The organism is Saccharopolyspora sp. SCSIO 74807, from assembly GCF_037023755.1.
Lineage (GTDB): Bacteria > Actinomycetota > Actinomycetes > Mycobacteriales > Pseudonocardiaceae > Saccharopolyspora_C > Saccharopolyspora_C galaxeae.
The window spans coordinates 2103349-2115672 of record NZ_CP146100.1; the positions used below are offsets into that span (position 1 = coordinate 2103349).

Consider the following 12324-nt stretch of genomic DNA (forward strand, 5'->3'; position numbering starts at 1 on the left):
CCATGACCGACGCGAACTCCCGGCCGGACCCGCTGACCCCGGTGCTCACCAAGCGGTGGCTGTCGCCGGACTCGTGGAGCATCCGCACCTACGAGCGGCTGGAGGGCTACACCGCGCTGCGCAAGGCGCTGGCCGCGCAGCCGGACGAGCTGATCGAGCTGGTCAAGACCGCGGGCCTGCGCGGCCGCGGCGGTGCCGGGTTCCCGGCGGGCGTGAAGTGGGGATTCATGCCGAAGGAGCCGGTCAAACCGCACTACCTCGTGATCAACGCGGACGAGGGCGAACCGGGCACCTGCAAGGACATCCCGCTGATGATGGCCGATCCGCACTCGCTGATCGAGGGCTGCATCATCGCGAGCTACGCCATGCGCGCGCACCACTGCCTGATCTACGTGCGGGGCGAGGCGCTGCACTGCATCCGGCGGCTGAACAACGCGGTGCAGGAGGCGTACGAGGCGGGCTACCTGGGCAAGAACGTCCTCGGTTCCGGGTTCGACTGCGACATCGTCGTGCACGCGGGTGCGGGCGCCTACATCTGCGGTGAGGAGACCGCGCTGCTGGACTCGCTGGAAGGCAAGCGCGGCCAGCCGCGGCTCAAACCGCCGTTCCCGGCCGCGGCAGGGCTCTACGCCTGCCCGACGACGGTGAACAACGTCGAGACGATCGCCTCGGTGCCGTTCATCGTCAACGGCGGTTCGGACTGGTTCCGCACCATGGGGCGGGAGAAGTCGCCGGGGCCGAAGATCTTCTCGCTGTCCGGCCACGTCGAGCGGCCCGGCCAGTACGAGGCACCGCTGGGCACCACGCTGCGGGAGCTGCTGGAACTCGCCGGCGGGATGAAGGACGGGATTCCGCTGAAGTTCTGGACCCCGGGCGGTTCCTCGACACCGCTGTTCACCGCCGAGCACCTGGACGTGCCGCTGGACTTCGAGGGCGCGGCCGAGGCGGGATCGATGCTGGGCACCACGGCGCTGATGGTGTTCAACGAGACGGTTTCGGTGCCGTGGGCGGTCATGAAGTGGACCCAGTTCTACGAGCACGAGTCCTGCGGCAAGTGCACGCCCTGCCGCGAGGGCACGTTCTGGCTCGCGCAGGTGCTGGAGCGGATGGTCGGCGGCAACGGCACCGAAGAGGACATCGAGACGCTGCTCGACGTCTGCGACAACATCTTCGGCCGCTCGTTCTGCGCGCTCGGCGACGGCGCGGTCAGTCCGATCACCAGCGGCATCAAGTACTTCCGCGAGGAATTCCTCGCGCTGTGTCAGCAGAACCGGCCCGGCGCCGAACCGGGCGAGCCCGCACTGGCAGGAGCGGCCCGATGACGGTGGCACCCGAGCGAGAGAGCAAGCCGGTCCCGGAGGGGCACGTCCGGCTCACCATCGACGGCGTCGAGATCGACGCGCCGAAGGGCGAGCTGCTGATCCGCACCGCCGAGCGGATGGGCATCACGATCCCGCGCTTCTGCGACCACCCGCTGCTGGATCCCGCGGGCGCGTGCAGGCAGTGCCTGGTCGAGGTGGAGATGAACGGCCGGGCGATGCCCAAGCCGCAGGCCAGCTGCACCATCACCGTCGCCGACGGGATGGTCGTCAAGACGCAGCGCAGCTCGCCGGTGGCGGACAAGGCGCAGCAGGGCATGATGGAGCTGCTGCTGATCAACCACCCGCTGGACTGCCCGATCTGCGACAAGGGCGGCGAGTGCCCGTTGCAGAACCAGGCGCTCAAGCACGGGCGCGCGGAATCCCGCTTCCACGACACCAAGCGGACCTTCGCCAAGCCGGTGCCGATCTCGGCGCAGGTGCTGCTGGACCGCGAGCGTTGCGTGCTGTGCCAGCGCTGCACCCGCTTTTCCAAGCAGATCGCGGGTGATCCGTTCATCGAGCTGCTGGAGCGCGGGGCGGTGCAGCAGATCGGGATCGCCGAGCAGCAGCCGTTCCAGTCCTACTTCTCCGGCAACACCATCCAGATCTGCCCGGTGGGCGCGTTGACCAGTGCGGCCTACCGGTTCCGGTCCCGGCCGTTCGACCTGGTGTCCACGCCCGGTGTGTGCGAGCACTGCTCTTCGGGCTGCGCTACCCGCACGGACTGGCGGCGCGGCAAGGTGATGCGCCGGCTCGCGGGTGAGGACCCGGAGGTCAACGAGGAGTGGACCTGCGACAAGGGCCGGTTCGCGTTCCGCTACGCCACCGCCACCGACCGGTTCACGCGGCCGCAGGTGCGGGAGAACGGTGCGCTGCGACCGGCGTCGTGGACGGAGGCGTTGCGCACGGCCGCCGACGGGCTCATCGCCGCGCGCGACGAACACGGCGTCGGTGTGCTGCCGGGCGGGCGGCTGACCGTCGAGGACGCCTACGCCTACTCGAAGTTCGCGCGGATCGCGTTGCGCACCAACGACATCGACGCCCGTGCGCGGGCGCACTCGGACGAGGAGCTGGCGTTCCTGGAGTCCACTGTGGTCGGCATGGGGCCGGGCTCCGGCGCGGTGACCTACGCGGACCTGGAGGCCGCGCCCGCGGTGCTGTGCGTGGCCTTCGAGCCGGAGGAGGAATCGCCGATCGTGTTCCTGCGGCTGCGCAAAGCGGCTCGCAAGGGCAGCACGAAGGTCTTCCACCTCGGGCAGTGGAACTCGCCCGGGGTGGAGAAGACCACCCGGATCATGGGCGGTGGCGGGCCGATCGACGCCGGTGCGCTGCTGCCTTGCCCGCCCGGTGGGGAGGCCGCCGCGCTCGCCGCGCTTCCGTCCGAAGTGGACGAACTGCTGCGCGCGGACGGCGCGGTGCTCGCCGTCGGTGAGCGCGCCGCGCAGATTCCCGGGCTGTACTCCGAAATCGTGCGCACCGCCGCGCGCACCGGCGCCGGGATCGCCTGGATCCCGCGGCGTGCCGGGGAACGCGGCGCGGTCGAAGCGGGCGCGTTGCCGAACCTGCTGCCCGGCGGGCGCAGCGTCACCGACCTGAACTCCTGCGTGGAACTCGCCCGCGAGTGGGGACAGCCGAGCCTGCCCGGCATCCCCGGCCGGGACACCACCGGCATCCTCACCGCCGCCGCGCGCGGCGAACTGTCCGGGCTGCTGGTCGGCGGCGTCGACCCGGACGACCTGCCCGATCCGGAACTGGCCGCCCAAGCCCTGGCGCGCGCCGGGTTCGTGGTGAGCCTGGAACTGCGACCCAGCGGCGTCACCGAACACGCCGACGTGGTGCTGCCGATCGCGCCGAGCGTCGAGAAGTCCGGCAGCTACCTGAACTGGGAAGGCCGCCGCCGCGAGTTCGCCGTCACGATCGAAGGCAGCGGTGCGCTGCCGGACTGCCGCGTGCTGGACACCCTCGCGGTGGAGATGGACGCCGACCTGTTCACCCAGACCCCGGCGGCATCCCGCGCCGAGCTCGACCGGCTCGGGATCAGCGACCGGCCGCGGGCAGCACCACCGGAAGAACCGGTGCGGCCGGTGTCCCCGCCAGGACCGGGCCGTGCGCTGCTGGCGACCTGGCGGCTGCTGCTCGACGACGGGTCGCTGCAGGACGGGGAACCGAACCTCGCGGGCACCCGGCGCCGCCCGGTCGCGATGCTTTCGCCGGGCACCGCGCGGCGGCTCGGGCTCGGGCCGCGGCAGCAGGTCGAGGTCCGCGGTGACCGCGGCGCGATCTCGCTGGAAGCCGAGGTGACCGAGATGCCGGACGACGTGGTCTGGCTGCCGTCGGAATCCGGGCCGTCGAAGGTGAACCGGGCGCTCGGCGTCGGGCACGGCGCCGCGGTCGCGCTCGCGCCCGCCGCCACGTTCCCAGCCGGGGGCGACAGCGTCGCCGGGCACGGCATCAACGGGGCCAACGGGCACACCGGTAACGGGCACACCGGGCAGGCGCCGGCAGGTCCGGACGCCGAGGGGAGCCGGTCATGACCCACACCGCGGAGCTGATCGCCGACGACCCGATCTGGCTGGTCCTGATCAAGGTCGTCGCGATCTTCGCCTTCCTGGTCCTGATGACGCTGCTGACGATCTGGGCCGAGCGCCGCGTGCTCGGGCGGATGCAGCACCGGCCCGGACCGAACCGCGCCGGACCGTTCGGCATCCTGCAGTCGCTGGCCGACGGGCTCAAGCTCGCGTTCAAGGAGGACATCCGCCCGGTGCTGGCGGACAAGTGGGTGTACTTCCTGGCGCCGGTGATCTCCGCGGCGCCCGCGCTGGTGTCGTTCTCGGTGATGCCGATCGGGCCGGAGGTCACGATCTTCGGGGAGCGCACCGCGCTGCAGCTGGTGGAGCTGCCGGTCGGGTTGCTGGTCGTGCTGGCGATGGCCTCCATCGGCGTCTACGGCATCGTGCTCGCCGGGTGGGCGTCCGGTTCGCCGTACCCGCTGCTGGGGTCGTTGCGCTCGGCCGCTCAGGTGATCTCCTACGAGATCGCGATGGGCCTGTCGTTCGTCGCGGTGATCATGTACTCGGGCACGCTGTCCACATCGGGCATCGTCGAGGCGCAGACGAACGGCTGGTTCGCGCTGGTGCTGCCGGTCAGCTTCCTGGTCTACGCGGTGTCCATGGTCGGCGAGACCAACCGCGCCCCGTTCGACCTGCCGGAAGCCGAGTCCGAGCTGGTCGGCGGGTTCCACACCGAGTACTCCTCGCTGAAGTTCGCGCTGTTCTTCCTCGCCGAGTACATCAACATGGTCACCGTCTCGGCGCTGGCCACCACGCTGTTCCTCGGCGGCTGGCACGCGCCGTGGCCGCTGAGCCTGATCGGCGACGGGGTGCTCAACACCGGCTGGTGGCCGGTGCTGTGGTTCCTCGGCAAGACGCTGTTCTTCCTGTTCGTGTTCGTGTGGCTGCGCGGCACGCTGCCGCGGCTGCGCTACGACCAGTTCATGAACCTCGGCTGGAAGCTGCTGGTCCCGGTGAGCCTGGTGTGGATCGTGGTGGTCACCGTGATCCGCGCGCTGCGCAACGAGCAGCTGCTCGCCTCGCCACCGGCACTGATCATCGGCGCGGTCGTGATCGTCGCGCTGGCCGCAGTCGTGTTCCTGCTGCCCGGCCGCGGCGAACCGGAACCGGAGGAGCCCGCGGCGCCGCTGTCCGGCAGCGGCTACCCGGTGCCACCGCTGGACCTGCAAGTGCCCCCGACCCCACCGCGGCGGCGGCAGGTGCCGTCCGGGGCCGAGGACGGCTCGAAGGAGGGAGCGGGCAGTGTTTGATCCGCTGAAAGGTTTCGGCGTCACCTTCTCGACCATGTTCAAGAAGGTCGTCACCGAGGAGTACCCCGAGGTCAAGAAGGTCACCGCGCCCCGGTTCCACGGCCGCCACCAGCTCAACCGGCACCCGGACGGGCTGGAGAAGTGCGTGGGCTGCGAACTGTGCGCCTGGGCCTGCCCGGCCGACGCGATCTTCGTCGAGGGCGGGGACAACACCGACGACGCGCGGTACTCGCCCGGTGAGCGCTTCGGCGCCGATTACCAGATCAACTACCTGCGCTGCATCGGCTGCGGCCTGTGCATCGAGGCGTGCCCGACGCGGTCGCTGACCATGACCAACGAGTACGAGACCGCCGACGACAACCGGCAGAACCTGATCTACACCAAGGAGGACCTGCTCGCGCCGCTGCTGCCCGGCATGGAGCAGCCGCCGCACCCGATGCGGCTCGGCGAGGACGAGCAGGACTACTACGTGCGCGGCCCCGAACTCGCGCGGCAGGCCGGAGTGCCGTCGGGCGAGACCGTCGAGACCGGCCAAGAGGAGGCGCGGCGGTGATGCTCGCGGCAACGGCGGTGCTCGCCCAGCAGCAGGCCGCGGACGTGGTCGGCGCCGGTGAGACCGCGGTGTTCTGGATCCTCGGCCCGCTGTCGCTGGTCGGGGCGCTCGGCATGGTGTTCGCCCGCAACGCCGTGCACTCGGCGCTGTGGCTGGTGCTGACGATGCTCAGCCTCGGGGTGCTCTACATGGCGCAGAGCGCGCAGTTCCTCGGGTTCACCCAGATCATCGTCTACACCGGCGCGATCATGATGCTGTTCCTGTTCGTGCTGATGATGGTCGGGCGGGACTCGTCGGACTCGGTGGTGGAAGTGCTGCGCGGGCAGCGGCTGGCGGCCGCGGTGGCCGGGGTGGGCTTCGCGCTGCTGCTGGTGACCGGGCTGGCGCGGTCGCTGACCGACGTGCCGGTGGCGGCGCCGCTGGACCCGTGGTCGCCGCAGGGCGGCGGCGCGGGCGGGCTCGGTGCGCTGATCTTCACCGACTACCTGTTCCCGTTCGAGCTGACCTCCGCGCTGCTGATCACCGCGGCGATCGGCGCGATGGTGCTGGCCTACGGCGGCAAGGGCCGGGCGGCCAAGATCGGCCAGCGGGAGCGGGCCGACGCCCGGTTCCGCGGTGCGCGGCCGTCGCCGCTACCGGGTCCCGGCGTGTACGCGACCGCCAACTCGGTCGCCACGCCCGCGCTGCTGCCGGACGGCACGGTGGCTCCCGAGTCGCTGTCCGAGATCTTGGACAACCTGCCTGCGGAACGGCTCACCCGCGAACGCGCCGCCGTCGCGGGCCGCACCGAGCAGCCGGACCCGCACGCGCTCACCACGCCCGAACGGCGCGGCAAGCACGAGAAGCCCGAGTCCGCACCGGACACCGCGGAACCCGGGCAGCGCAACGGAACCCGGTCCGGCGACGAGGGCAACGGCAACGGGGACAACGGCAACAACGGGCGGTCCGAGTCCGGGCACGCCGCACCCGAGGAGGTCCGGCAGTGACCCCGACCTACTACCTGTTGCTGTCCGCGCTGCTGTTCAGCATCGGCGCCGTCGGCGTGCTGGTGCGGCGCAACGCGATCGTCGTGTTCATGTGCGTGGAGCTGATGCTCAACGCGGTCAACCTCACGCTGGTGACCTTCGCCCGGATCGAGGGCTCGGTGCACGGGCAGGTGATGGCGTTCTTCGTGATGGTCGTCGCCGCAGCCGAGGTCGTGGTGGGGCTGGCGATCATCATGTCGATCTTCCGCACCCGCCGGTCGGCCTCGGTCGACGACGCGAACCTGCTCAAGTACTGACCGCGCTCATCGAGGGAGACCTGGCGTGACGACGACGTTTCCGGCTGTCGGTCTTGAGCTGGCAGGCCCCGAGCTGGCAGGCCCCGAGCTGGCAGGTCCCGGCTCGGCCGTGCAGGCCGCGCAGGGCGCCATCCAGGGCAACGCCTGGCTGCTGATCGCGCTGCCGCTGCTCGGCGCGGCGGTGCTGCTGCTGGCCGGGCGGCGCGCCAACGGGTGGGGGCACCTGCTCGGCTGCGCCACCATGATCGCGGCCTTCGCCTACGGGGTGCTGCTGTTCACCTCCATCTCCGGTGACGTGGCCCCGGTGCGCGAGCTGCACCTGTTCTCGTGGATCCCGGTGAACGCGCTGCAGGTGGACTTCGGCCTGCGGCTGGATCCGCTGTCGATGGTGTTCGTGCTGCTGATCACCGGAGTGGGCGCGCTGATCCACCTCTACTCGGTCGGCTACATGGCGCACGACCAGCAGGGGCGCGAGGGCCGGGACAACTCCGAGCGGCGGCGGTTCTTCGGCTACCTGAACCTGTTCGTGGCCGCGATGCTGATCCTGGTGCTGGGCAACAGCTTCGTGACGCTCTACCTCGGCTGGGAGGGCGTCGGGCTGGCGTCCTACCTGCTGATCGGGTTCTGGCAGCACCGGCCGTCGGCGGCCGCGGCGGCGACCAAGGCGTTCGTGATGAACCGCGTCGGCGACGTCGGCCTGGCGCTGGCGATCTTCCTGCTGTTCGCGAAGCTCGGCACCACGCAGTACACCGAGGTCTTCGCCCGCGCGGACGAGCTCACGCCGGGCGTGCTGCTGGCGATCACGCTGTTGCTGCTGCTGGGCGCGTGCGGCAAGTCCGGTCAGGTGCCGTTGCAGGCGTGGCTGCCGGACGCGATGGAAGGCCCGACGCCGGTGTCCGCGCTGATCCACGCGGCCACCATGGTCACCGCGGGCGTGTACCTGATCGCGCGCGCCAACCCGCTGTTCACGCTCTCGCCGGACGGGCGGCTGGTGGTCACCGTCATCGGCGCGGTGACGCTGCTGGTCGGGTGCGTGATCGGCTGCGCTTACGACGACATCAAGAAGGTCCTCGCGTACTCCACGGTGAGCCAGATCGGCTACATGATCCTCGCCGTCGGGCTCGGCCCGGCCGGGTACGCGCTCGGGATCATGCACCTGCTCACGCACGGGTTCTTCAAGGCCGGGCTGTTCCTCGGCGCCGGCTCGGTGATGCACGCGATGCGCGACGAGGTCGACATGCGCAAGTTCGGCGGGCTGGCCAAGCACCTGCCGATCACGTTCGCCACCTTCGGGCTCGGCTACCTGGCGCTGATCGGGTTCCCGTTCCTGTCCGGCTACTACTCCAAGGACGCGATCATCGAGGCCGCGTTCGGCCAAGAAGGCTGGCAGGGCTGGGTGTTCGGCGGGGCGGCGCTGCTGGGCGCGGCGCTGACCGCGTTCTACATGACGCGGCTGATGCTGCTGACGTTCTTCGGCGAGAAGCGCTGGGAGAACCTGAAGTCCGCGGACGGTCAGGAATTCCACCCGCACGAATCCCCGCCGATCATGACCGGCCCGATGATCGTGCTGGCGATCGGCTCGATCGGCGCGGGCGCGTTCTTCGCGGTCGGCGACCGGCTCGTCACGTTCCTCGCGCCGTCGCTCGGTGAACTCCAGGAAGCGCACGGCGGGGCGCTGCCGCACTCGGTGATCCCGGTGCTGACCGTCGCGCTCTCGGCCGCGGGCGTGCTGGTGGCCTGGCTGGCCGTCGGGCGCAAGCAGGTGCCGGTCACCCGCCCGCAGCGGGTGTCGCCGGTGGTGCGGGCCGCGCGGGCCGACCTGGGCGGGAACCGGCTCAACGACCTCGTCGCGGTGAAACCGGCGTTCGGGCTCACCCGCGGTCTGGTCGCGTTCGACGACAAGGCCGTCGACGGCGCGGTGAACGGCCTGGCCGGTGCGCTGCAGGGCGGCTCCGGCTGGATGCGGCGCTGGCAGACCGGCTTCGTGCGCTCGTACGCGCTGTCGATGCTCTGCGGCGGCGTGATCCTGATCGCCGCGCTGATGGCGGTGGGGACGCCATGATCGCCGAGCGCCTTCTCGCGGTTCCCTCCGGAGAACTGCCCGTCATCGAGGCATCGAGGGAGGAGACCCGATGACCCTGCTCCTCGCGTTGATCCTGCTACCGCTGGCCGGGGCCGTGGCGGTGGGGCTGCTGCGGCACAACGCACCGGCCGCGAAGTGGACCGCGCTGGCGGTCTCGCTGGCCGAGTTCGCGCTCGCCGCGGGCGCCTGGTTCGCCTACGACCCGGCCGGGCCGCGGCTGCAGCTGGCCTCCTCGGTGGAGTGGATCCCGGCCTTCGACATCCGGCTGTCGTTCGCCGTGGACGGCATCGCGCTGGTGATGGTCGCGGTGATCGCGCTGCTGATGCCGCTGGTGCTCGGCTTCAGCTGGGGCGAGCGGCTGCCCGCGGGCCGCAGCCACGGCGGGTTCTTCGCGCTGCTGCTGGTGGAGCAGGCGCTGACGGTGGCGGTGTTCGCCGCGACCGACGTGTTCCTGTTCTACGTGCTGTTCGAGATCATGCTGATCCCGATGTACTTCCTGATCGGGGGGTACGGCGGCGAGCGCGGCAAGTACGCGGCGGTGAAGTTCTTCCTGTACTCGTTCCTCGGCGGCCTGATCATGCTGGGCTCCGCCATCGGCGCCTACGCCTACGCCGCGCAGGCCACCGGCCAGGGAACGTTCGACTGGGCCGCGCTGGTGCCGATCCTGGCGGACGCGCCGCTGAGCGTGCAGGTGTGGATCTTCCTCGGCTTCTTCACCGCGTTCGCGATCAAGGCGCCGCTGGTGCCGCTGCACACCTGGCTGCCGGACGCGGCGCAGCAGGCGCCGATCGGCGTCGCGGTGATCGTCGTCGGCGTGCTGGACAAGGTCGGCACGTTCGGCTTCCTGCGCTACAGCCTGCCGCTGACGCCGGAGGCCTCTCGGGTGCTGGCGCCGCTGGTGCTGGTGCTGGCGGTGCTCGGGGTGCTGTACGGCTCGCTGCAGGCGTTCGGGCAGACCGATCTCAAGCGGTTCATCGCCTACGTGTCCATCGCGCACTTCGGGTTCATCGCGCTGGGGATCTTCGCCTACACCTCGCAGGCGCAGGTCGGCGCGGTCTCGTACATGATCAACCACAGCATCGCGACCGGCCTGCTGATCCTGGTCATCGGCATGATCATCGCGCGCGGCGGGTCCACCCGGATCGCCGACTACGGCGGCATGTCCAAGGTCACGCCGCTGCTGGCGGGCACGCTGCTGATCGCCGGGCTGAGCACGTTGTCGCTGCCCGGCACGAACTCGTTCATCAGCGAGTTCCTGGTGCTGCTGGGCGCCTTCCCGACCAGGCCCGTCTACACGGTGCTGGCCACGATCGGCATGGTGCTCGCCGCCGTCTACGTGCTGTGGCTCTACCAGCGGATCATGCAAGGCCCGGTGCGCGGCGACGCGCTGGTCGGCACCGCGGGCGGGCCGGGCGCGGTCACGGACCCGAACAAGACCGGCGCGCATCGGGCGCGGGTCACCGACCTCAAACCGCGCGAGATCGCCGTGCTCACTCCGCTGATCGTGCTGGTGCTGGCGCTGGGCTTCTACCCGAAGCCGGTGCTGGAGGTGATCTCGCCCGCGGTCGGGGCGACCATGAGCGATGTCGGCGCGTCCGACCCCGTGACCTCGCAGGGAGGGAACTGAAGTGGGTGCCACTGACCAGGTCGCGGTCCTCGCGCAGCAGCAGATCAAGCCCCCGCCGATCGACTACGCGGCGATCACGCCGGTGCTGATCGTGCTCGGCGCCGCCTGCGTCGGCGTGCTCGTCGAAGCCTTCGTGCCGCGGCGCGGCCGCTGGAGCAGCCAGGTCGCGCTGAGCCTGCTGGCGCTGATCGCCGCCGGGATCGCGCTCGGCGTCTTCGCCGGCGGCAGCAGCACCACCGGCCTGACCACGCTGTCCGACTCGATCGCCGTGGACCCGCCGACGCTGTTCCTGTGGGGCACGCTGCTGGGCCTGGGGCTGGCGGCGATCCTGCTGATCGCGGACCGCTCGGTGGAACCGGGCGGCGCGTTCGTCGCGGAGGCCGCGGCGCCCAAACCAGGGCCCGGCGCCGAGCGCGCTCCCACCGCCGGGATGCGCACCGAGGTGTTCCCGCTCGCCCTGTTCTCGCTGGGCGGGATGATGGTGTTCTGCGCTGCGAACGACCTGCTCACGATGTTCATCGCGCTCGAGGTGCTGAGTCTGCCGCTGTACCTGATGTGCGGGCTGGCCAAGCGGCGCAGGCTGCTGTCGCAGGAAGCCGCGGTGAAGTACTTCCTGCTCGGCGCGTTCGCGTCCGCGTTCTTCCTGTACGGGCTGGCGCTGCTGTACGGCTACGCCGGTTCGGTGCGGCTCGCGGCGATCGCCGAGGCCACCGCGGGTACCGACCGCTCGGACACGCTGCTGTTCGCCGGGCTGGGCCTGCTGGTGGTGGGCCTGCTGTTCAAGGGCTCGGTCGGCCCGTTCCACACCTGGACGCCGGACGTCTACCACGGTGCGCCGACCGCGGTCACCGGATTCATGGCCGCCTGCACGAAGGTCGCCGCGTTCGGCGGGATCCTGCGGGTGCTGCAGGTCGCGTTCCAGGCTTCGAGCTGGGAGTGGCGCGGAGTGCTGTGGGCCGTGGCGATCGTCTCGATGGTGATCGGCGTGGTGCTCGGCCTGACCCAGAGCGACATCAAGCGCATGATCGCGTACTCGTCCATCGCGCACGCGGGGTTCCTGCTGATCGGGGCGATCGCGCTCACCGACCGCGGGCTGTCCGGCACGATGTTCTACCTGCTGGCCTACGGCTTCACCACGATCGCGGTGTTCGGCGTGATCAGCCTCGTGCGCACGGCGGATGGTGAGGCTACTCACCTTTCCGACTGGGCCGGGCTGGCGAAGCGGTCGCCGCTGCTGGCGGCGGTGTTCACGTTCCTGCTGTTCGCGCTGGCCGGGATTCCGCTGACGAGCGGTTTCGTCGGGAAATTCGTCGTTTTCGAGGCCGCGTTCGCGGACGGCATGGCGCCGCTGGTGGTGGTGGCCCTGGTGGCCAGTGCGGTTGCGGCGTTCTTCTACCTTCGTGTCATCGTGCTGATGTACTTCAGCGAACCGGCCGCGGACGGGCCCACCGTGAGCGTGCCGGGAGCGTTCACGACCGCGGCGATCACGCTGGGCGTGGTCGTGACGCTGTTGCTGGGCGTGCTGCCGACGGTGGCCCTGGACTGGGCCGGTGTGGGTGGTTTCGTGTCGTAGAGTGCCCGCCCGTAGGGCGTTTCGG

At 70.7% G+C, this 12324-nt stretch carries 9 protein-coding genes; all 9 read left to right on the forward strand.

Annotated elements, in window-relative coordinates; genetic code table 11:
• Positions 1–2: 2 nt before the first annotated feature.
• Complete coding sequence (gene nuoF, locus V1457_RS09525) at positions 3–1322, forward strand: NADH-quinone oxidoreductase subunit NuoF (protein WP_338602585.1); 1320 nt, start codon at positions 3–5, stop codon at positions 1320–1322.
• Positions 1319–3895 carry an NADH-quinone oxidoreductase subunit G gene (locus V1457_RS09530; protein ID WP_200068959.1) on the forward strand — a complete coding sequence of 859 codons (2577 nt, stop codon included), beginning with the start codon at positions 1319–1321 and terminating at the stop codon, positions 3893–3895. The genes nuoF and V1457_RS09530 overlap by 4 nt, the downstream gene beginning before the upstream one ends.
• A complete protein-coding gene (gene nuoH, locus V1457_RS09535) occupies positions 3892–5181 on the forward strand; it encodes an NADH-quinone oxidoreductase subunit NuoH (RefSeq protein WP_200068960.1) in 1290 nt (429 codons plus the stop codon). The genes V1457_RS09530 and nuoH overlap by 4 nt, the downstream gene beginning before the upstream one ends.
• Positions 5174–5734 carry an NADH-quinone oxidoreductase subunit NuoI gene (gene nuoI / locus V1457_RS09540; protein ID WP_200068961.1) on the forward strand — a complete coding sequence of 187 codons (561 nt, stop codon included), beginning with the start codon at positions 5174–5176 and terminating at the stop codon, positions 5732–5734. The genes nuoH and nuoI overlap by 8 nt, the downstream gene beginning before the upstream one ends.
• Complete coding sequence (locus V1457_RS09545; protein WP_200068962.1) at positions 5734–6720, forward strand: NADH-quinone oxidoreductase subunit J; 987 nt, start codon at positions 5734–5736, stop codon at positions 6718–6720. Before nuoI ends, V1457_RS09545 begins: the two co-directional genes overlap by 1 nt.
• Positions 6717–7016 carry an NADH-quinone oxidoreductase subunit NuoK gene (gene nuoK, locus V1457_RS09550; RefSeq protein ID WP_200068963.1) on the forward strand — a complete coding sequence of 100 codons (300 nt, stop codon included), beginning with the start codon at positions 6717–6719 and terminating at the stop codon, positions 7014–7016. The genes V1457_RS09545 and nuoK overlap by 4 nt, the downstream gene beginning before the upstream one ends.
• Before the next feature lie 130 nt (positions 7017–7146).
• Positions 7147–9078, forward strand: coding sequence for an NADH-quinone oxidoreductase subunit L (gene nuoL / locus V1457_RS09555; RefSeq protein WP_338604919.1), 1932 nt, complete (start codon positions 7147–7149; stop codon positions 9076–9078).
• A gap of 70 nt (positions 9079–9148) precedes the next feature.
• Complete coding sequence (locus V1457_RS09560) at positions 9149–10726, forward strand: NADH-quinone oxidoreductase subunit M (protein WP_338602592.1); 1578 nt, start codon at positions 9149–9151, stop codon at positions 10724–10726.
• 1 nt (position 10727) lies between these two features.
• Positions 10728–12299, forward strand: a complete 1572-nt coding sequence (gene nuoN, locus V1457_RS09565; protein ID WP_338602594.1) for an NADH-quinone oxidoreductase subunit NuoN — start codon at positions 10728–10730, stop codon at positions 12297–12299.
• Positions 12300–12324 lie beyond the last annotated feature (25 nt).

Coding starts and splice junctions, on each gene's coding strand:
- V1457_RS09560 (WP_338602592.1), top strand. CDS start 9,149: ATGACCCTGCTCCTCGCGTTGATCCTGCTACCGCTGGCCGGGGCCGTG.
- nuoF (WP_338602585.1), top strand. CDS start 3: ATGACCGACGCGAACTCCCGGCCGGACCCGCTGACCCCGGTGCTCACC.
- V1457_RS09530 (WP_200068959.1), top strand. CDS start 1,319: ATGACGGTGGCACCCGAGCGAGAGAGCAAGCCGGTCCCGGAGGGGCAC.
- V1457_RS09545 (WP_200068962.1), top strand. CDS start 5,734: ATGCTCGCGGCAACGGCGGTGCTCGCCCAGCAGCAGGCCGCGGACGTG.
- nuoH (WP_200068960.1), top strand. CDS start 3,892: ATGACCCACACCGCGGAGCTGATCGCCGACGACCCGATCTGGCTGGTC.